We start from the raw sequence: 20,600 nt of genomic DNA, 5'->3' as shown, positions 1-20,600 counted from the left end.
GCTCCGGAATCATTTTTTCGGCTTGGAAGCCAGTTGATTTTTCTTCGCAGGGATATGTGCCCAGCGATTAGTTTCGTTTACAGAAAACTGTGGAACATAGTGAGAGAACTTGGAATGCGAGAGTACCAGCTTTGTCTGGTTATCCAGTACCCATGCATCTCCACCGTGGTACACAACCAGCACGGCGTGACCGAGACGGCGGATGTTATCCATAAGAGCAACAATGCGCATTGAGGAAGCAGGGAGCCCCAATTCACGTAATGCATAGTATTTTGCTATAGCATAATCTTCACAGTCACCTGATTTTTTGACGAATTCAGGCGGTGTTGCCCAGTATTCCCGTTTTCCCCAGTTTTCTTTATCAAGGCGATACGGCCACTTGTTAAAGTAGGAGTTGACCATACGCAGCTGCTGCATACGCGGTTTGGAAACAACCGTGCTTTTGAATTGTTTCCATCGCTTTTTCTGGTTTTTACCAGAGGTAGGCAGCGAATTAGAAAGATATTGCTGCTTGTGTGCAGCCATTGCATTAACAATGCGTTGCCAGCGCGCCAGAGTTTTGTTTTTACCCTTAAGCTCAATAGTGCGGAACAGGCGAATGTTCCCGTTTTTATCTTTGAGCGGGCCGGAGCTGGAAACAGCTTTTTTTCTTCGCTTGGGTCTCGTTTTTTTTACAGCGGGGGTTTTGAACAGCATACGAAATGCTGATTTTTTCTTTCCGGTGGAAAGAGATGCCCCTTTTGTACTGACAGATGCTCTTGGGAAATTCTTTTTAGGTTCCGCAGATGCTTGCACAAGTAGTGTTGCAATAAGAAAGCAACAAATACTGCAAGCAATAGCTGCACGAAATACTATAGAATGTGTCCGGTGACGCAATTACCGTTCTCTCAGAGCGTTTTGTTTAGCCTTTAAAATTGGCTTCAGCAGATAGTCCAGCACAGATTTTTTGCCTGTAAGGATATCTACGGAAGTTGTCATGCCGGGGATAATCGGCAGGTTTTCTCCCCGATACACAATAGTATTGGTTTTTGTGCGTAATTTTACAAGATAAAAGCTCTCTCCGCGTTTATCTTCAATAGTATCCGCACTGATTTGTTCCACTACCCCTTCAAGCCCGCCGTAAATGGAAAAGTCATACGCTGTGATTTTGATCATTGCCTTTTGTCCGGGGTGGAGAAATGCAATATCGGCAGGGCGCACACGGGCTTCAATAAGCAATGTATCATCCAATGGTACAATCTCAAGGATAGTGTCACCGGGTCTGATAACACCGCCAAGTGTATTTGCAGCAATTTGCTTAACTGTACCCCGCACAGGTGCACGCAGGTCGGTTCGAGTTACTCTGTCGTTTCCGGCTGCCATTGCCTCTTTAAGAGAGCGCATTTCAACGCGCCGCTGGTTGATTTCGCGGTGCGCTTCATTTTTGAATTCTGCAAGGCGCTGCTTTGTCCGCTCGCCTGCCTCTTCTGCTGCCCTGCGGATACGCGGTATAGCCAAAGAAAGGGCTTCAATGTCGCCTTTCAGCTGGATAAGATGTTCTTCCAGCTGGAGGTAGTCGAGTTTTGGGTACACATTCTTTTTCATGAGCGGGCGTGCAATGTCGCGTCGCTCTTTTGCAATCTTATGGCTTGATATAAGTTGTTTGCGCTTGCCAATCATTTCCGAGATTTCTTGATCTCGTTGGAATTTTTGTGATGCAAGAACGCTTAGCTCGGTTTTCAGCTGGGCTTTTCTGGCATTGTAGATAGCAATCTGGTCAGCCACCATTTGCGGTGCTTCAGTTTTTAATTTTTCTGGATAGTTCAGCGGGGTCTCATTGGCTTCTGCAAGCAGACGCAAAATAGCTACTTTGTGCTCGAGTGTTTTGGATTCGGCATCGCGCACAACACTTTCTGCTTGTTCGTTATCGATACGGACAAGAATCTGGTCTTTTTCTACAATCTGTCCTTCCGTTACAAGCAGTTCGCTGAGGATACCACCTTCAAGGTTTTGCAGTTCCTGAATTTTTCGTGAAGGAACAATAACGCCGGAGCCTCTGGTTACTTCATCCAGCACTGCATAGTGTGCCCACACCAGAAACGCTGTGAAAACCAGAAAAATGAAAACGGAGAGTAGATATGCTTTAGGATGACCGCGGTGGCGCAATGCTGCGTCTACCTCGCTCATAAATTCGATATCTTCCAGTCTGTATGGTGCTTTTTTCATGGGACGGACTCCTACGCCGCTCTTGTCGGTGCTTTTTTGATCTGATCTTTCTTCAATGCGTCAAGAACGACAGCTTTAGGACCGTCGGCAACAACTTTTCCGTTATCCATTACAATGAGTCTGTCTACAACATCCAGCATGCTCAGTCTGTGTGTGATGAGTAGCAGGGTTTTGCCCGACACAATCTGTGCGAGTTTGCGCTTGAATGTGTATTCGGAACCGTTGTCCATATTGGAACTTGGTTCATCTAGAATGATAATGTCAGGGTCAGTTAACAATGCACGAGCCAGTGCGATGGATTGTCGTTGTCCACCGGAGAGAGCCATACCGCGTTCGCCAACCTGTAAGCCGAATCCGGCTGGGTGAGATTGAACAAAATCTGTAACACCTGCGATAGACGCAGCACGTAGAATGGCATTTTCATCGGCTTGCGGATTGCCGATAGCGATATTGTCGCGCACGGAACCGTAGAAGAGGTAGTTATCCTGCGAAACATAGCCAGTACGTGAGCGTAAATCAGCTATGTCCATTTGGCGGATATCAACACCGCCAAGTTTCACAGCACCTTCTGTTGGACGATACAGTCCTACACTCAGTTTACCCAGAGTACTTTTGCCGGAACCCATTCTGCCGATAATGCCCACCCGTTCTCCTTTGCGGATTTTCAAGTGAATATCTTCAAGGGCAAAACGTTCTGCTTCTGGATATTTGAAGGCAAGAGAATCAAAGGTAATAGATGCATCAAGTTTTTCGTAGCTGATACCTGTGTATTCGTCCTGCGCTTCTGTCGGGAGTTGCATGATAAGATCAAGGGATTTCAATGCCATGCGGGATTGCTGCATGCGTGAGAGCATGCCAGCTATCTGGCTTAACGGAGCCATGGCTCTACCTGCGAGAATGTTACATGCAATCAATCCACCCATGGTCAGTTCGCCATCGCTGATGCGGTAAACCCCCACAACAATAGTGAATACTGAAACTGCCTGAGCAGCAAACATAGTGAATGTCATGGAGAAGTTTGCCAGTCTTTTAGCGTGATTGCTGGACTTTGCGCTCATGCCTACAACTTTTTCCCAAAGTTGCTGCATGTGACCTTCTGCCATGCTTGTTTTGACGGTTTCAATGCCGTTTATAATCTCGATAAGCAGTGCGTGTTTTTGCGCCCCTTCTTTATATCCGGCTTCAATTGCTCGCTGGAACGGGTACTGGAGCAGTAAGCCGCAAAGGATAACGACAGGAACGGCAACACCGGGGATGAATACCATTGGACCGCCAATGAAATGGATAAGTCCGAGGAAGACGAATAAAAATGGCAGATCGATAATGGCAAGTAAGGTTGTTGAACTGAAAAATTCACGCAGCGATTCAAATTCACGCAGATTATTTGCCATTGTACCGGTGGAGTCCGGCTTGTCATCAAGGCGCAGAGCCATGATGTGCTGCATCAGGCGTGATGCAAGAATGACGTCTGCATTTTTGCCTGCAACGTCACAAAAATAACTACGCAGGTTGCGAAGAATAAAATCGAAAACAAGGGCGATGCCGATACCCGCAGCGAGCACCCATAAGGTATCGACAGCGTTGTTCGGTACAACCCTGTCATAGACGTTCATAAAAAACAGTGGCGAGGCAAGCGCAAGCAGGTTGATAATGATACTTGCCAGCCCGACGTGTTTGTATATCGGGAAAAAGTAAAGGATGGTGTCCCAAAACCAGCGTTTTGTTTTTAACAGCTTCAGCTGGCTTGCGCGCTTATCCAGTCGTCCGTCGATTTGTCCAAAAATGACGTAGCCAGCATATTCTTCATTAAGCTTATCGCGGAGTACAGAAATAGGCGTGTTGCTCATTTCTGGAAAAATGATTTTGGCATGTGTTTCTGTAAGCGATGTAAGAACGCCAGCCCCTTTATTCTTTAACAGAATGATACATGGAAGCGTGAGGTTGGATATTTCAGAAAGGGATTCGCGACGTGCTACCTTTGCTTTCATGCCAGCTTGAAGTGCTGCACGCAGACAGGCTGAGGTGTGGGAAGGTACACCGTGTTCCGGCAAACCTGTCTTCAGCTGTTCCAGCGTCAGCGGTTTTCCTAGTAAGGCGAACAACTGTACGAGTGAACGCAGCAATGGGGATTCATAATCCACATCTGACGGTAAGGGGGGATCAACAACCGTTTTTTTTGGGGATGGTGACTGTTTTTTTGATGTTGCATCAACAGAATTACGTGGTGTTCTTGAGGAATAAGCGTGTTTTTCACCAGAAGGATGTTCCACGCTTTCCGGTTCAGGCTGCGGTGCAGTGTCCGGAATTGGCTGTTTTGGATTCGAGTCAGTCATGAGCACCCCTTATGACCATATTTTTTGTATTGGTTGCACAAAAAATATTGATAACGTGTAGTAATGTTTCTCATCTTATTCCCATAATTCTTTTGAAAAGTATAGACAGAGCAGCAGCTCTCTCTGGTGCAAGGGAGATTGGGTGAGCCACTTTAACTTGTTCAATTGAATGAGTTTATTTGTTGTGTTTATCATTTGCCCGCAGATGAAATCTGGTTAGAGAGAAGAGCTGTTTTTAGCATGTTTCATATAAGGGTTATGATAACAGGAGGTAGGGTGTATCATTGCCTGTAGTGAACATGTGGCAGCGTATTGATACTCCATGCATCCATGGTTGCTATGGAGCGCCAAAGTTAGCGCTGTTCTGAAGTGCTTGCTTTGATGTTTTGTTGTGTACACTGTGCAAGAAGAACGCGTAGTTGCACTAAATGTACTGTTGGTTGGTTTTACTGCTGGAGGATGGTCGTATCAGTTGCATCATCTTTGTAAAATTCGGCTGAAAGTATTGTTCATAGTTTAGGTGTGTTGGACGTATTTTGTATGTTTTTTAGTACGTAAAACGGGGTTGCATTTTCTGTAAAAGCTGTTTTTTCTTGAGAAGTTATAGTGAACAGAGTATATGCAGGAGATTGCGAGCATGATATTGGGGGGAACGTACAATATCATGTCTGAGTAGTAGGGGGTCTGCTTTTTGTGAAGCAGACGAGTGAACAATTCAGGAGTGGTTTATGAAAAGAATGTGCGCATTAGTAGTAGCTGCGTCGGTACTTTTAGGATGTACGAGCATCGCTTCCGCAGGGATTTCGCTGAAGGACAGTGTTCTTGCTACATTGAAAACATACCCTCGTATTGCTGCACTGCAAAATGAAACTAAGGCTGCAAAGCAAGATAATCGATCTGCATGGGGTGGTTATCTTCCAGACGTGAATGCATCCGGTTCTTATGGTCCAACAGTCCATAGTAGTCTGACTACCCGTAGTAACGGTACAGAATATGACTGGAAGGGTGCTTTTGAGGGCGATGTCTCTATTTCTCAGCTCATTTATGATGGTCGATTTACTCAGAGCCGCGTAGAGGGCACTGAAGCTGCATATAAATCTTCACTGAGTCAGGTTGTTGATGCTGGTGAACGCTTTGGGCTTGATGCCGTAATTGCTCACCTCACTGTTATCCGTGACAGAGCATTAGTTGAATTGGCAGAAGAGAATGCTCAGCAGTACCGCGATATCCTTGTTTCAATGCAGGAGCTTGTGGATGCTGGCGGCGGAAGTGTTTCTGACCTTACCCTTACTCAGGGGCGTCTTGCCCGCGCATTGGCTACACTTGCTCAGCAACGTAGCGACTTGGAACTTGCCATTGCAAAATACAAGCGTTTGACTGGTATGGACCCAGATGAGCTTGAAGATGTTGAGCTTTCTGATGCTGCCCCTGTCGATCTCGAAACAGCATTTATGCGTATGCGTAGCAAGAACCCGCGTCTTGATACTCGTAAATATGAAGTTGAAGTGGCTGATGGTCTCGTGAACGAGCGTGAGTCTTTCTACTACCCAAGAATTACCGGTGAAGGTTCGTACCGTTACGCTGAAGACATGCTTGGTGTTGATGATTACAACACCGATTTGCGCTTTGCTGTTGTCGGTAAATGGAACTTATTTAATGGCGGAAGCGACCTTGCGTTAACCCGCGCTGCAAAGGCACGTAAGCTTAAAGCTCTTGATGAATACCGTGATACAGAAAACGAATTGTACCGCGAAGTAGCCTCTACATGGAGCGAGCAGAATGCTGCTTTTGAACAGGTTGAGCAGTACAATAAAGCTGTAGGCTTCAACGTTGAAACTCGCGATGTATACGCACAGCAGTTTACTGTTGGACAGCGTACCTTGCTGGATGTTCTTGATGCCGAGAACGAGCTGTTTATAACTCGTGGGCGTCTTGTAACAGCTAAAGTAAATGTACTTATTGCTTCATACAGACTTATCGCGTTAGGCGGCGGTCTGGTTAACTCCTTCGGCTTAGATTCAGCTGAATTTGTTTCCGTAGCTGAATAAGTCGTTCGAACAGAGTGTATATAGGGAGGGATTATATCTCTCCCTTTTTTTATGCCTGCTCTTCAGAAAAACGCTCTAGGTACGGCAATGCCGCAGGCTAGTATCCCCATAAAAGCGTAAAGGGTTAGGATGTGAAATGACAAGCTGCTTGGTGTTTCGCAGATGTATTTGGGAAAATGAATGAACAGTCTACTGAATGAGCTTTATAGAAATAACGCGCCAGCTACAGGGCTGTTGTAAGCTCTTGCTACGCTTTTCTTTGCTTGTGTGATGCGAGAACGCGAGGAAGGGTAAGCCGGAAAAGAAGACCACCGACTCGGTTATGTGCACTTACACGCCCCTCATGTTGTTCTGCCACTTTTGCTACGAGGGCAAGCCCGAGACCTGTTCCGGGGATGTTTTCGCCTTCTGCACGAGCAAAAGGCTCGAATATCGCGGCTTGTTCTGTGTAGGTTAAATTACGGTAGAAGGTGTTGAATATTTCAATGCTGACTGTTGTTGAGTCCGAGATTGTTGCAATGCGAACGAGTCCTCGTTCTGGAGAAAACTTCAGAGCATTGGAAACAAGGTTGCTTATAGCAAGGTTCACCATCGGGTAGTTACAAGTAATAACGCAGTCGTGGGAATATTCTGTCTGCACGGTGAGTTTTTTGCGCTCAATAATTGGTGCATTTTTACGTATAAGACGTTGCAGGGTATTGGTAATATCACATGCCCCTACTTCACCTATTTGTGTATTCAGCTCCAGTTTTGAAAGGCGCAAAATTTCTTCAATTAGCCCGTCAAGTTCTGCTACTTCTGTGCGGACAGCATTGAGATGCTTTTTAACATTCTGATAGTTCTGTTGTTCGCAGCTGAGGAAAGCTAACTCTTCTGACATCTGAATACGAGTGAGCGGGCTTCGTAGTTCATGGGAAATATTTGCTGTCAGCTCGTGCCGGAATCGTGTCATCTGTTCCAAGTTGTCTGCCATAATGTTAAACGTGCGTGATAGGCGTCCAACTTCATCATTATGAACAGGTACTGCGCGTTTTGATAGGTCGCCAGTTGCAAAGTTAATAACGGCTGCTTCCAGTTCTTTAAGAGGACGTAATGTTCTGGAAATGAGGGGCAGAACGATCATTCCGATAAGCAGTCCTGTTCCGGCAGTAGGGATAAGGAAGTCCAGCAGTATTTTGTGTGAAGGCCAAGTGGGCTGCTGCGCGATCACCACTGTTGCTTTTTTGCCCCAAAAAGGAATAGAGAATTTCAAGGCTTGCAACTGATCTGTGTATACAGAGCGGAACACCGCAAGCTGAACATCATCATCAAGATTTTTGACGACGGAGAGTGTGTGGTCAGGAATACTTGTATCTTCACCCGTAATGCGGGATCCGTCTGGAGTGATAATCCATACGTATTCAGCAAGAAGAATTTCCTGCAACTTGGGCATAATCTTTTTTAGTGCAGCAGTATTTTTTGCTGTTTCACCGTCAGAAGATTGTGCAACGCTTGCTAGTTCAGTGGTAAGAAGCGACGAAATCATCGGGATGGAACGCTGTATAGAGCGTTCCGCATCCCGATGCATAGTTATTGAAAATAAGATGACATAGAAAGCCAAGCTAAGCGCCAGAATAAAAAGAAATGTAGCAAGCAGCTTAGCAGAAATAGACTTAAGTTGCATTAATCGCTCAGGAACATGTACCCTTTGCCCCACACTGTGCGTATGCGGTGGGCATGTTCGGTGTATGGTTTTAAAATGTTTCGCAGCTTAGATATATGTACATCAATACTGCGATCATACGCGTTGAATTCGCGCCCCCATACTTTTGTCATAAGATCATCGCGGGAAAATTCATGGTTGGGGTTACGCATGAGTTCTGCCATGAGCTTAGTTTCAGTAGGCGAAAGTGTTATGTGTTCATTTTCAATAATGAGTATTTGTCTGCTTGCTTCAAGAGCAAGTCCTGCACATTCAATTTGATGTGACGTTACTTTGGTGGTGCTATTGTCGAATCTTCGTAAAATAGCTTTAATGCGGGCTAGAAGTTCACGTGGGTTAAATGGTTTGGAAAGGTAATCGTCAGCACCCAATTCAAGACCGACAATGCGGTCGGCATCGTCACCTCGGGCGGTGAGCATAATAATTGGGATGGTAGATTCCGTGCGGATATCACGTAGGACTTCCAGTCCGTCTTTGCCGGGGAGCATGACGTCCAGAATGATGAGGGACGGAGCAACATTGCGGATTGTAGAAAGCGCATCCTGACCTGTGAGTAAGGATACTACTTTGAAGCCTGAATTTTCGAGATATTCAGTCAATAAATCTTGCAATTTTGCATCGTCATCGATGATTAAAATAGTTTGTTCCATGGATAATGCACTTGGTTATGTTGTTTCGTATCTGTTAAACATACGTTTTAAAAAATAAACTGATGTAAAAATACCCATCCGACTACTAAAGAGTGCTGTGTAGAATAATGATTAATAAAAATCGGACGCTAATATCAGTTAACAAGTGTAGGACTTAGTTGATAAATAATTCCTGATGATAATATTGGCGAATAAGTGTTGTGGATTCGCATGAGAAAATAGAAAAGTTGCTCATCAGGTAAATTGTTTTTGGTTTATATAAGAAAAAAGTAAAGAAATAAATACGCGAACCGCAAATGTATTAAAAATATTGTAACGTAAGAATATAATTATATCTTATCAACTATTAAAAAATCATACCTGTAAACAGCATGCTTTTATGTGATAAATCGGTTTGTATCAATAGGGTACAATTGCAGTAATATGTTTAATGGTAACTGATTGTTATCTAGTCAGTGCATAACGGAGGAAAGATGAGTCTTGCATCCAAAAAAGTCGGGTGGATTGGTACAGGTGTAATGGGTAAGTCTATGTGTAAACATTTACTTACAAATAATTGCACAACCTTCGTATATAACCGCACACCGGAAAAAGCTAAAGAGCTTGTAGAGCTTGGGGCTACGCTGTGCAACTCGCCTGCTGAGGTAGCTGCAAACAGTGATATTGTGTTTACAATTGTTGGGTTCCCAAAAGATGTGGAAGAAACTATTCTTGGAGAGAATGGCATTGTTGCGCATGCGAAAGAGGGAACCATTATCGTTGATATGACGACATCAACTCCTTCTTTAGCGAAACGTATTGCAGACGTTGCAGCATCTAAGAAAATGGCTGCTCTTGATGCGCCTGTGTCAGGTGGTGATTTGGGTGCTCGTGAAGGCACTCTGGCCATCATGGTTGGTGGTGATACTGCAACCTATGCAGAGGTTCTCCCATATTTTGAAGCGATGGGGAAAAATATTAAACGGATGGGTGACGCAGGAGCTGGGCAGCACTGCAAAATGGCAAACCAGATATTAATTGCAGGTACAATGATTGGTACTGTGGAGTCTTTGCTATACGCCGCTAAAACCGGAATGGATTTGGACGAAGTTATTGATGTTATCGGCAGCGGAGCAGCAGGCTCCTGGTCTATCAATAATCTGGGCAGACGTATTGCGAAAAAGGATTTTGATCCTGGATTCTTCATAAAGCATTTTGTGAAAGATATGGGAATTGCTCTTGAAGAAGCAGCTGCGATGAATTTGTCCCTTCCGGGGCTTGCCTTGGCGAATCAGTTTTATGTAGCAGCAAAAGCGCAGGGACTCGAAGATCTTGGTACTCAGGGATTGTACAAAGTTTTTGAAGCAATGAACAACGTGTAGCAGTTCCTGTTCAGTTGAGCGACTGGCTTGATTTTGTATGAAAAAGGCTGACCGTTTATAGCGGTCAGCCTTACTTTTTTCATGGTAGGCGAAGAAGTGCTGTGTAGCACGGCGTACTATTACAACAGCATTCTTTTTTTCTACTTTCTACTGATGATCGATAGCCGAGCAACATGCTGGTCTAAGAATTACTCGTCCCCTGCGGCAACTGCATCACGGGTGCGGCAGACACCACAGATGCCTGCGGAGGTTGGATATCCACATCGTTCACATGGAACAGGTTTTGTTCCTTCTGTTTTTTCAAACTGGCGGAATGGCTCACGACCATGTGCAAGAAATGCGGTGTAGAATGCAAGCTTTCGTCCCGGCATTTCTTCTTCAAGCTGGTTCCACAACTTTTTATAGGCTGTTGATGTTGCACCCGGTGAGTATGGGCATGGTGCGTAGTGGTATTCGATATCATTCAAAAATGCGTAGTTAGCATTTTCAAATTCAGTGAGCCTAAAGAGTGGACGCACTTTGCGGGCAAAACCATTTTCTGCTTCGAGTAATGGGCCTTGATCGCTCAGGTGGGGGATATCCCAGCGAAGAGTATTAGAAAAAAGGCGTGCAATTTCATCATCAAGGTTATGACCGGTTGCAAGAGCTGTGTACCCTTCATCTATTGCAACTTTATTGAAGAAATAGCGTTTGATTCGACCACAGGCAGAGCAAACTGAGCGTGAAAGAACATTTCGGACACGCGGAATCTGCAATCCTTCTTGTTCCATTTCTTTGACGATAAGCGGGATTTCGTTAGCAGCACAAAACCGTTCTACAACGCCTCTTGCAGCTGCGGAGCTATCTGGAATTGCCAGATCAATATGGAGTCCGTGAACGTTGTAGCCGAGTTTTTTGAGTACAAGTGCACAGGCAAGGGAATCTTTGCCGCCGGAAAGTGCCACAAGAATTTTATCTTCAAACGTAAATAGTTTTTGGCGTCGGATGCTGCGTTCTACAGAGCGTTCGTAGAAAGACATGAAGCAGTCGGCACAAAAACCTGTGTTGTGACTGGGAAGTGCAACAACCGCAGTTGCTTTACATACTTTACATTTCATATTGTGTTTTCCTTATAGATCATATGCGGCGCACTGGTGACTGGCGCCGAAACACAAGGTCAAGATGCTGGTAATTCGGCATAGTACATGTTCTGTGCCGAGTACATTGCTAGCCGCTGGAAACAACTGTGCGGACGATGACATCATCGCCGTGAAAGAGCTTTCGGTCAGACGTAAGAAGCTCGTTATTACGGATTACAAGCACAGTGCTCGGACTTGCTTTAATAATGTTTAAGAGTTGACGAACAGAACGGGCTTTAAGTGTCCGAGTTTCGTTTTGCGGTTGGAGTGTAACAGTAACTCCGTAGGGTCTGGTATAAACAACCTTCTCTTCTTGCATAGTAGGCATCCGGATAAATAGGATTGCTGGGAGGCTTCTGTCTCTTGTGATCCGAGGCAGAAGTTTACATTAAACGATAAGTGTCATGCGGCTGTTGCCACTATGGTTACAGTGGTGCGCCACAGTTGCAAAACAGTCCGTGCATACCTTACTCATTTTTTACAACATGACAAGAAATTGCACAGCAACCGGTTGCCACCAATGTAATATTAGGTGGTTACATTGTATTATGCTCTTTTTTATCTTTAATGTTAGCATGTTGAGTGTAGAGCTGGGAGATGTGGTTCAGCATAAAGGAATATGCCGTAATCTTGTTTTTCTGCTTTTTAATAAAGGGGTTAGAAATATCGTTGCATTTGGTTGCAGTGTGTGCCAAGTATACGCGGTATTATTCAAAGGCACACAATTCTCGTTTAACATTTCCAAGAGATAGCCTTGCAATGTTTTAATCATTGCGCAATCAGCCTCTACGCGAGATTACCATGTAGAGAAATGTTCATTTTTTCGGTTTAAGGGAGAATGAGATGGCTGATAAAAAAGTGCTAATCGTGGATGACGAAGAGAATATCCGGCTGTTATACAAGGATGCATTTGAAGAGGACGGGTATAAAGTAGCTCTTTCAGATGGGGCGGAACCTATTCTGGACGTGCTTACCCGTGAAAATCCTGATGTAGTTATTTTGGATATACGGTTGAATCAAAAGCTTACCGGCTTGGATTTATTACAGGATATCCGAAGTACCAATACAACGCTCCCTGTTATTTTGAGTACAGCCTACGATAGCTTTCAGCATGATATGAAGTCGATTGCAGCAGACCATTATGTTGTAAAATCGGTAGATTTGACAGAATTGAAAGCGAAGGTTGCAAGTTTCTTTGAATAGCATTATTTTCTAGATATGAATTAAAAAGGACACGCTGAAGCGTGCCCTTTTTGAGATATTGTCTCTTGAAGGGGGTCATCCTTCAGGGACTTGCTGCAAGAGCTGGTCACTCTTCAGCATCAGGATAATGTGTGTAGCGGCCCTGTTTTTTAAGCGGAATAGGGCCGCCGCATGTCCGGAATAACCGAAGCTATCTCCTGTAGCACCTGATTGGCTGACACTTCGGAGGGGTAGTTCCGTGTTGTCACCAACCCATCAGCATGCTTTCATTTTTTTTAGCACATCTCCTATATTGCACAACCTTTTTAGTGTTATTTTCTGAAAAATAATTCTAAGCCTTTCCTTCCTAACGCATTCTAATATAAAATAATTTTGTTCTAATACCTCAGCCTACTCTAGGTAAAGTTTCACTTCACCATCTTGAGCAGTAGTGCGTGTTCTAATACCTTTGCTGTGCAATGTTTTCATAACTTTCTTTGATGGAAATCGATATTTGTTCATGAAACCGCAAGACGCGATGGCTATTTCAGGGTTAACTGCATCATAAAAGTCAGGTGAGTAGCTTGAGCCAGACCCATGATGCGGAAGGATGAGCACATCTGCACTCAGGTCTGCTTTTGAGCGCAATAATTCTTCAATCCCTTCTAGTTCTATATCGCCCGTCAACAGTGCCAGCCCTTTGCGGTGTGCACCATCATGTTTAACAAGACGCAAAACAAGTGATTTGTTATTGCCTTCCAGAAGAGTTGTTTTTGGCGGGTGAAGAACTTCCATCTCCAGATTTTCAGAGATAGTCAGGACATCTCCGGCAGCGAGTAGCTTTTTTGTGAGGTTTGCTTGCGTGAGCGCTTCGTGCAATTTCTTTTTGTTCCAACCGTGTGGAACAGCATCAGTAGCAAAGTACCCTTGCACATCAGCATGTGCGATGGGGTAGAATAGTCCACGAATATGGTCGGTATCTGGGTGCGTGGCTAGTACCCATTGTAACGAGTCATCGTGTTGCCGTGTGATAGAAGGCATGATGATAGCGCGTCCCACATCAAATGAATGGGAAGCAAACCCGCCACCATCAATCAGCATGCGTTTGCCATTCGGGAAAGTGAGTAAAATTGCCTGTCCTTGCCCGACATCCAGTACATCTAACTGAGTCCGCTGCTCAGGGAACTGTGTTCGCAGTACTTGTGGTACGCAGAGAAGAAGAATGAAACTGCCGAGAGCAAAGCGGGAAGCCCAACGTGAAAGTATGTTTGCGGGGGAATGGTGCGAAGTTTTAGTGTCGGTGTTTTTTTCCAGATTCGAAGTGCTCCGTATGCTAGCATGCTGAGCACTTTTTTGTTCGATATCGTCTCCGATAAGAGGTAATCCAGCTGCGGTAAAAAGCTTGTTTTCCCATGTAGGAGCACCTTCGTTTACGGAATTATATATAGCAGGGACAATGTTTTTTCCTTCAATCAGCCACCAGATGAGACCAGAAAGAAGGCAGCCATACCATGCGATAATTTCCAGCCAGTTTGGACGTTGCAGGATGACAGGCGCTAAAAAACCCGCTTTGTCCATATCATCCAGAAAAGCAAAAAGAGCGGAAATAGGCGTAGTAGCTGTGATGAAAATAGTTTCTGCTGCCGGAGTAAGTGCAGGTAGTAGCATGCTTAGGCATGCTACACCTAGCCCGATAAGTAGGAGCGGCATAATAAACGCACCAAGTAACGGCAACCAAACGATATTCAAAATATTCCAGAGCGACAGCTCATTAAAGTTCCAGATTGTTACCGGAAACAGAACAAGTTGAATGGCGAGAGACATGCAAAAAATGTCGAAGGCAGCTCGCTTTATCCTCTGTGCTCGGCTCGTTTGTTCAGGAAAGCTATTTGCTTTAATTGCAGAAAAAATAGGATGAGCAACAATCAGTGCCACGATAGCTAATGCAGATAGCTGAAGGCGGAGATCAAATACGACAAGCGGATTTACTATGGTCATGATAGCAAGCGCCCAGAATAAGCCATCCATAAAGACTCTTGGGCGGTTGAACATGACTAATACACACCAGCAGCAAAGCATCAGAAAAGCGCGGATCAGTGAAGGTGAGCCGCCGCCTATCCACACATATATTGCGGCGGCAGGAATAATTCCCAGTGCGAGGAGTTTCGGTTTGCTGATGACCTCGTATATAGTTGCACGCCGTATGCATATTGAAAGTAACAGTGAAATACTTATTGCGACGATTGCCAGATGCATTCCAGACAGAGCAAACGAGTGGGAAAGTGAAGCACGGGAGAGCTGCGTATAGCGTCTGCTGGGAATATCGTATTTGTCACCGAAGACTAAAGCCGGAATGAATCGGATAGCATCTCTGACAGGTGTGACTCCAAGGATTGAGGCAAGCTTTTTTCCGAAATCTGTATGAACCAGCTCTTCGAGTTGGCGCGATACGGTAAAGCGTATGGATTCGCGTGTCCGGTGCACAAGCGATACTTCACCTGTGCGCATAGGGATAGCTTTATCCCCCCATGTCCACATGCGCCAGAAAACTCCTCTGTTTTGCCAGTACTCTTTGCTGTTCCAAAGGCTTTGGTTTCTGAAGCCTACAACTGGTGACAGTTTTGCTTTCAGAGAAATTTTTTCGCCGACCATAGGACGCAGGCGCATAATTGTTTCCGCAGTTTTCTTTGGTGCATCCGTTTGTTGCTGGCTCGTTTGGGAGAGCTTTATTGCTTTTTGTTGTTTATTCCACGCATCCTTTCGGTTCGCCCATGTCCAGACAATATCCCCTGTAATAGGGTGAGCCACGCCGTTGTGGCTGTACTGTGCATCAGTCAGAATAAACTTAATGCGTCTGTCCGGCGACGTTATTACTTCGCGTACAACGCCAGTTACCAGTACTTTTTGTTTGTCCTGAACAACCTTGGGGAGTGAGTCAGGGGCGTTGATATCAAAGGGAGGCTCCATGAGCGCTGTTGTTCCAACATGTAAGCCGAGAGCAAAGAATATAAAGAAGGCACCAAGGCGTGTACTACTTTGCAGTGGCTTGTGGGGGCGGTAACGTTGTGAAGCTTTGTGGTTGAGATGACGTGAAAATATGTAGAAGAAAATGATGGACGCGAGCAGAACCAGTGCAGGCGTTACATACCTGACGCCCCATAGTCCTGCGCACCATGCTAAAAAATACCACTGCCACATGAGTAGTGAGGGGTAGGCGATAGAATCTTGTGGTGGAGTGTCCTCCATTTTTTGAAAATCCCCCATGCGGCGCGGCTCCTGACGTTGGTTACAAATTTGTTATCAACGGTAATGCAAAAAATAGCACTTTACAACTGAGCTAAAAAAGGGAGCTAGGTGCTTCAAAATTACACTGATGTGTAGATATTTTTCCAGGAAATAGCGGCGTAAGAGACTTGTTGGGCTGTTGGTGGCTATGAAAAGCTTTTGCCTCCGGCGGCTGGGCTGAAAACTTTGAAAGTTTTCCCCCAGACCCCCTTTCAAATTTTTTATTATGCGATACCTGTCCGTAATTTATTTTCTACGCGGCTTCATTGCGACTGCTCTGCATAGAAAAAGGCTGTCCTACACAATAGGACAGCCTTTTTTAATGGTATTGTAGTAGCGTTGCTACAACGCTTTTCTGGTTATCGAAGACAGCTCCATTGGCGTATCTTGAAGGCAGAAATTATTTGCTCTGAAGTCCGAGTTTGTCAGCAATTGTTTTTGCCGCAGCTTCGGTAAATGCTTCCGGAGCTAACTCTGCTTTTACTTTTTCATCGATAAGAAGCTGTGGAGCATTGGCAAGCGAAGTATCCGGTGTAACACCAAATTCAGCAGGGAAGCTGTTGCTGAAATACATGTCTTGGAAACCGGAGAACTTGAGTGCATGTGCTGTCGCATCAAGAATTGCAAATTCATCTTCAGCGATGAGACCGAGTTCTTTTGCTCGCTTGAGACCAGCGTAACATTCTCCGCCTTGTGTACATGCAATGTGACCGTTCATGTTTGCTTCAATCATGGAATCCATGATTGACTGTTCGGTGACTTGAAGTACTTGGAAAGAACCTTTGCCGCCGATAGCTTCAAACTGTTCTGCAAAGTGTTTGACGCGAGGGAATGACACAGGATTGCCGATCATGGCAGCCTGAGCAACGGATGGTGTTACTGTAACAGGCTTGTATTCGCGGTCAGCAGGATTTTCCACACTGTAATACTGGTATACAGGGTCTGCATGATGAGATTGTACGCCGAAAACGCGCGGAAGTTCATTGATGATGCCGAGGCGGTGCAGTTTGAGGAAACCGCCCATAACAGCGGTGATGTTACCGGCGTTACCAACAGGAACGAAGACACATTTTCCTTTCAGATCCCAGTCACACCACTGTGCAACTTCGAAAGCGTAGGATTCCTGACCGAGAATGCGCCAGCTGTTCTTTGAGTTGAGCAGAGCAACGCGGTAGTTTTCTGCAAGGTTTTCTACAACCTTCATGCAGTCATCAAATACGCCCGGAATTTCGAGTACGGTTGCACCGGAGCCTAGAGGCTGTGAAAGCTGCTGCGGAGTAACTTTGCCATGCGGCAGAAGTACAACGGATTTAAGCGGGGAGCCAATATGTGAAGCATACAAGGCTGCTGCCGCTGATGTGTCACCGGTTGAAGCGCATACGGTAAGTACTTCGTCCCAGTTATTTTTGCGAACCAGCGCTTTAAGATACGCAAAGGCACATGCCATACCGCGATCTTTAAAAGATGCGCTTGGGTTTTGCCCGTCGTTTTTAAACGCAAAGCGAATGCCGGTTTGTTTGGCAAGATGTTCATTTGCTTCTACGATAGGGGTGTTACCTTCCCCTAAGTAGACAATGTCTTCTTCTTCAAGCACAGGTGCCATCAGCTCGTAAAAACGGAAGATGCCGCGAAGCGCGGTGTTTTTGGAAGCAGCGCGGGTATCGAACAGTTCGCGCCATTCTTCACCGGTACGCTCGGAAAGTTTTTCAAAGTCGAGGTTGTCTAAGAGAAATACTCCGCCACATTCAGGACAGGTGTACAGCAGTTCTTCAATGCCGAAGCGTTTACCACAACCAAGACAGTAATATTCCATTGTACCCCGATACTCGGGGAATACTGATGCGTTTTTCATTATGCTTGTTCCTCGTGCTTCTTTTTAAGCCACGATTTTTCTTCGCCATGAGCAAGGCGGACAATATTTTCTCTATGAGTCCAGAATACGAGTGCGAGCACTACGAGAGCCAAAGGAATAAAAGACCAGTGGCCGGACAGGAACAGGAAGACAGGAAGGGTTACTACAAGAGTGAGTGACCCCATAGATACAAAGCCGGAGCGCCAAATGACGAGTGCGCTGACAATACAGCTAAAAAGTAATGGGAAAAATGCCAGCGGAACAAAAACGCCGACAGTAGTTGCTACAGCTTTACCGCCTTTAAAGTTGAGGAAGCATGAGCAAACGTGTCCCATAAGTGCTGCAAGTGCGACAAGGCTTAAAAATAACCAGTTGTGGCTGATGACAAAAGCAATTGCCACCGGAATAGCGCCTTTAAGAAGATCGCATGTCAGTGTTGCTACGCCGTATTTAAAGCCGCACAGGCGGGCTACGTTGGTAGCGCCGACATTTTTACTGCCGTCAAGACGCGGATCGATTCCGCAGGTAGCTTGAGCGATGAGCAGACCGAACGGAATGGAACCCATAACATACGCGATACCAAGCCAAATAAGTTTTGCCAGCATGTTCAATCTCCTTGCGATAGCGTACTATCTATTCTGTGAACTCTGTAGTTGTGTCAGCCACAAAACAGTTTGTTAACTTTCCATAGCATCCAGAATCTGGATTTCATTATTTAACGGGTGAACCTTGCCGATGCGAACCATGAAATGCTGCCCCGGATTCACCTTATCACCAAAAGACTTACGTCTGCCACGTACGAAAATTTGCTCGTTCGGTAAAGATACAGTTACAAAAGCATCATTTTCTTCAGTAACAATGGATTCACGCCAGACTTTGTCCCCTTGCTGTTTGAAGTACAACAACTTCCAGTAACGAGGGCGGAAACGTTGGATTTGTCCCACGGAATCAAGTCGTGCATTCAGCAGAGGAAGCATTGTCATGATTTCTTCGTTTGACCATTGCGCTTCACCAGTAGCAGCATAGTGTATTACTTGTGCTACGTTGACAAGGTCAGGGTAGCGCCTGAGCGGAGACGTAATCGGGCTGTATGCATTAACACCGATGCCTCTATGCGGTCTTGGTGTTGTTTCTAGAATAGCAGAAGAGAGCGCTTTAACAACACGGGCAATATCGTGCGGTGCACTCCATACGCCGACGTATTCTTTTGGCACAGCTACGTCCTGCGTTCTGTGCAGCAGGGTAATACCGTGTTCTTTTGCCCATTCTGCCACACCGGTATTTGCCAGAATCATCATTTCGCTGACAAGCTTCATAGCCTTTGGTGTCTCATCGGCAGGAATCATTTCAACTTTGGTGTTTTCTCCTTCGCCGGAAAGTTTCACCTTAGGATCATTGCGTTCGATGATAACCGCACCGTTAGCTATACGCTGTTCTTGCAGCTTATCACTTAATTCTGCACCTAGCTTGATTTGCTCTGCAAATTCGGCAGCAGGTGTATCTTCGCCTCCGCCGTTGATGACAGCTTCGGAATCAATATAGGTCAGGTTTGCAGCCAGATTGACCCAGACAGCAACCGGCGTGCAGCGCTCAAGTTCACCTGTGCTGCTGCATTCCATATCAAGAATCAGTGACGGACGTTCTTCCTTAGCATGAAGACTGAAGAAATCAGTACCGAGCGTGGTCGGCATCATGTGGCAATCGCCTTCCGGCAGATATACACTGGTGGCACGGCGCAGCACTTCTTTATCAAAGCGGCTGCCGAACGGCCATGCAACAGCAGGGCAGGCGAGAGAAATTCGTAAGCGGTAGCCGCCGTCACCACGGCGCTCAATGTTGAACGCATCGTCGATGTCCTTGGTAGTGGCGGAATCAATAGAAATGTAGGTTCGTTCTTCTGGTTGCTGGCGAACAGAAAGACATTTGTCTTTGATCTCTTGTACGTCTGTAGTGAACTCGTCAGCCCAGTTGTTGGTGGCGTCATAGTCTGCACGATCGAGCCAGAAGTTGTGATGCGGTGGGACTAAATCCCATGCGCGGGCAAGGTGCAGTGCCATATGCGGGTCTTCCGGTAGACCTTTGGCGAGTTGTTTCCAAACTTGCTCAATTTCGTGGCTATCCGGATCACTAAGGCGGTTCAAAATGATAGATTTAAGTTGATCTGCAACACCTTCATCCGGTGTTTTACCAAGTGCACGACCTTTTGAATGCTTTTCCCATAGGGAGCGGAAAAAGCCCATGCCTTGAGTGACAAGTGCTTCACGTTCTTGACGTTTTCGATCTTCTTCGAGGCGCTTTTCAACTTTTTCAGCAGGATAGATTTCGAATTCAGGCGGCTGAAATTTGAAATGGGTTTTGCAAGCCAGCATCGCACTGCCAAGACCTGCAAGTTGGTCTATGCTAGGATCTTCCCAAAGCAGTTCTGCGAACCACAGGATGGATTCTTTGTCGACTTCGCCCTGTGCAAAATCCCATAGTTCCAGAGCGTCGATTTCTGCGCTTAGAGCATCACGTTTTGCACGGTGCTCTTCTAACAGCGTACCGATTTCCTGTCGGGAGCGCTCACCGCTGTACGATGGTCCTGCCCAAGGAAGAACGCGTGAGGAAGCAAGCTTCATCTCGCGTTTGTTAATCGTCAGAATTCGTAGTTTTCCACCTTGTTCGTCCAGTACCCAGCCTTGCTGAGCCTTGTTACCGTGCATGAACTCTACAACACAGCCCGGTCCGGGATACCGAACCAGAGAAGAAGCACTCATATAACCTGCTTTATTTGGAACCGACAGCGCCGGTATTCATTTGTATCAATGCGGTGAGCTAGTCACCGAGTATTTTTCGGGTGCTTCCAAGTAAGAAGCAAAATTTTT

At 45.7% G+C, this 20,600-nt stretch carries 14 protein-coding genes; 3 read left to right on the top strand and 11 right to left on the bottom strand.

What is annotated here, in order from left to right:
* Positions 1-9: 9 nt before the first annotated feature.
* From N4A56_RS06580 to N4A56_RS06570, 3 genes are all read right to left on the bottom strand, one after another.
* The gene (locus tag N4A56_RS06580) at positions 10-696 is read right to left on the bottom strand and encodes a transglutaminase-like cysteine peptidase (protein ID WP_293670783.1); all 687 of its coding nucleotides are present in this window, start codon (positions 694-696) and stop codon (positions 10-12) included.
* A 180-nt stretch (positions 697-876) separates the two neighbouring features.
* A complete protein-coding gene (locus N4A56_RS06575) occupies positions 877-2,205 on the bottom strand; it encodes an HlyD family type I secretion periplasmic adaptor subunit (protein WP_295545943.1) in 1,329 nt (442 codons plus the stop codon).
* 11 nt (positions 2,206-2,216) lie between these two features.
* Positions 2,217-4,538 carry a type I secretion system permease/ATPase gene (locus N4A56_RS06570; RefSeq protein WP_295545941.1) on the bottom strand — a complete coding sequence of 774 codons (2,322 nt, stop codon included), beginning with the start codon at positions 4,536-4,538 and terminating at the stop codon, positions 2,217-2,219.
* 728 nt (positions 4,539-5,266) lie between these two features.
* Between N4A56_RS06570 and N4A56_RS06565 the strand changes: the two genes are divergently transcribed.
* A complete protein-coding gene (locus N4A56_RS06565) occupies positions 5,267-6,586 on the top strand; it encodes a TolC family protein (RefSeq protein ID WP_295545939.1) in 1,320 nt (439 codons plus the stop codon).
* 247 nt (positions 6,587-6,833) lie between these two features.
* On the opposite strand, the gene N4A56_RS06560 is transcribed toward N4A56_RS06565, so the two are convergent.
* Both N4A56_RS06560 and N4A56_RS06555 read right to left on the bottom strand, forming a co-directional pair.
* Positions 6,834-8,249 (bottom strand): HAMP domain-containing sensor histidine kinase, encoded by a 1,416-nt coding sequence (locus N4A56_RS06560; protein WP_295545936.1) that lies wholly within the window; start codon positions 8,247-8,249, stop codon positions 6,834-6,836.
* Positions 8,249-8,938: a response regulator transcription factor gene (locus N4A56_RS06555; RefSeq protein WP_293670774.1), complete on the bottom strand. Its 690-nt coding sequence runs from the start codon at positions 8,936-8,938 to the stop codon at positions 8,249-8,251. The genes N4A56_RS06560 and N4A56_RS06555 overlap by 1 nt, the downstream gene beginning before the upstream one ends.
* A gap of 473 nt (positions 8,939-9,411) precedes the next feature.
* Between N4A56_RS06555 and N4A56_RS06550 the strand changes: the two genes are divergently transcribed.
* Positions 9,412-10,299: an NAD(P)-dependent oxidoreductase gene (locus tag N4A56_RS06550; RefSeq protein ID WP_293670772.1), complete on the top strand. Its 888-nt coding sequence runs from the start codon at positions 9,412-9,414 to the stop codon at positions 10,297-10,299.
* Between the two features lie 188 nt (positions 10,300-10,487).
* Here N4A56_RS06550 and N4A56_RS06545 read toward each other — a convergent pair whose 3' ends face one another.
* Complete coding sequence (locus tag N4A56_RS06545; protein ID WP_295545932.1) at positions 10,488-11,396, bottom strand: ATP-binding protein; 909 nt, start codon at positions 11,394-11,396, stop codon at positions 10,488-10,490.
* Positions 11,397-11,505: 109 nt separating this feature from the next.
* On the bottom strand, positions 11,506-11,736 hold the full coding sequence (locus N4A56_RS06540; RefSeq protein WP_293670769.1) for a hypothetical protein: 231 nt from the start codon (positions 11,734-11,736) through the stop codon (positions 11,506-11,508).
* Positions 11,737-12,260: 524 nt separating this feature from the next.
* On the opposite strand from N4A56_RS06540, the gene N4A56_RS06535 reads away from it, so the two are divergent.
* Positions 12,261-12,620 (top strand): response regulator, encoded by a 360-nt coding sequence (locus N4A56_RS06535; RefSeq protein WP_295545930.1) that lies wholly within the window; start codon positions 12,261-12,263, stop codon positions 12,618-12,620.
* Positions 12,621-13,010: 390 nt separating this feature from the next.
* Here N4A56_RS06535 and N4A56_RS06530 read toward each other — a convergent pair whose 3' ends face one another.
* The 4 genes from N4A56_RS06530 to N4A56_RS06515 all read right to left on the bottom strand — a co-directional run bounded on the left by N4A56_RS06530 (position 13,011) and on the right by N4A56_RS06515 (position 20,492).
* Positions 13,011-15,863 carry a ComEC/Rec2 family competence protein gene (locus N4A56_RS06530; RefSeq protein WP_295545927.1) on the bottom strand — a complete coding sequence of 951 codons (2,853 nt, stop codon included), beginning with the start codon at positions 15,861-15,863 and terminating at the stop codon, positions 13,011-13,013.
* A 421-nt stretch (positions 15,864-16,284) separates the two neighbouring features.
* Positions 16,285-17,736, bottom strand: a complete 1,452-nt coding sequence (gene thrC / locus N4A56_RS06525; RefSeq protein ID WP_295545925.1) for a threonine synthase — start codon at positions 17,734-17,736, stop codon at positions 16,285-16,287.
* The gene (gene plsY, locus N4A56_RS06520; protein WP_295545922.1) at positions 17,736-18,341 is read right to left on the bottom strand and encodes a glycerol-3-phosphate 1-O-acyltransferase PlsY; all 606 of its coding nucleotides are present in this window, start codon (positions 18,339-18,341) and stop codon (positions 17,736-17,738) included. Before plsY ends, thrC begins: the two co-directional genes overlap by 1 nt.
* Positions 18,342-18,413: 72 nt before the next feature.
* A complete protein-coding gene (locus N4A56_RS06515) occupies positions 18,414-20,492 on the bottom strand; it encodes a ribonuclease catalytic domain-containing protein (RefSeq protein WP_293670762.1) in 2,079 nt (692 codons plus the stop codon).
* Between the last annotated feature and the right edge of the window lie 108 nt (positions 20,493-20,600).

Source organism: Halodesulfovibrio sp., assembly GCF_025210605.1.
Lineage (GTDB): Bacteria > Desulfobacterota > Desulfovibrionia > Desulfovibrionales > Desulfovibrionaceae > Halodesulfovibrio.
Note: the sequence above shows the minus strand (reverse complement) of the source record. Positions and strands in the feature narration are given on the sequence as shown.

Bases quoted from the DNA above. Each gene is read 5' to 3' on its own strand.
- N4A56_RS06580 (WP_293670783.1), bottom strand. From the start codon at position 696: ATGCTGTTCAAAACCCCCGCTGTAAAAAAAACGAGACCCAAGCGAAGA.
- N4A56_RS06575 (WP_295545943.1), bottom strand. From the start codon at position 2,205: ATGAAAAAAGCACCATACAGACTGGAAGATATCGAATTTATGAGCGAG.
- N4A56_RS06570 (WP_295545941.1), bottom strand. From the start codon at position 4,538: ATGACTGACTCGAATCCAAAACAGCCAATTCCGGACACTGCACCGCAG.
- N4A56_RS06565 (WP_295545939.1), top strand. From the start codon at position 5,267: ATGAAAAGAATGTGCGCATTAGTAGTAGCTGCGTCGGTACTTTTAGGA.
- N4A56_RS06560 (WP_295545936.1), bottom strand. From the start codon at position 8,249: ATGCAACTTAAGTCTATTTCTGCTAAGCTGCTTGCTACATTTCTTTTT.
- N4A56_RS06555 (WP_293670774.1), bottom strand. From the start codon at position 8,938: ATGGAACAAACTATTTTAATCATCGATGACGATGCAAAATTGCAAGAT.
- N4A56_RS06550 (WP_293670772.1), top strand. From the start codon at position 9,412: ATGAGTCTTGCATCCAAAAAAGTCGGGTGGATTGGTACAGGTGTAATG.
- N4A56_RS06545 (WP_295545932.1), bottom strand. From the start codon at position 11,396: ATGAAATGTAAAGTATGTAAAGCAACTGCGGTTGTTGCACTTCCCAGT.
- N4A56_RS06540 (WP_293670769.1), bottom strand. From the start codon at position 11,736: ATGCAAGAAGAGAAGGTTGTTTATACCAGACCCTACGGAGTTACTGTT.
- N4A56_RS06535 (WP_295545930.1), top strand. From the start codon at position 12,261: ATGGCTGATAAAAAAGTGCTAATCGTGGATGACGAAGAGAATATCCGG.
- N4A56_RS06530 (WP_295545927.1), bottom strand. From the start codon at position 15,863: ATGGGGGATTTTCAAAAAATGGAGGACACTCCACCACAAGATTCTATC.
- thrC (WP_295545925.1), bottom strand. From the start codon at position 17,736: ATGAAAAACGCATCAGTATTCCCCGAGTATCGGGGTACAATGGAATAT.
- plsY (WP_295545922.1), bottom strand. From the start codon at position 18,341: ATGCTGGCAAAACTTATTTGGCTTGGTATCGCGTATGTTATGGGTTCC.
- N4A56_RS06515 (WP_293670762.1), bottom strand. From the start codon at position 20,492: ATGAGTGCTTCTTCTCTGGTTCGGTATCCCGGACCGGGCTGTGTTGTA.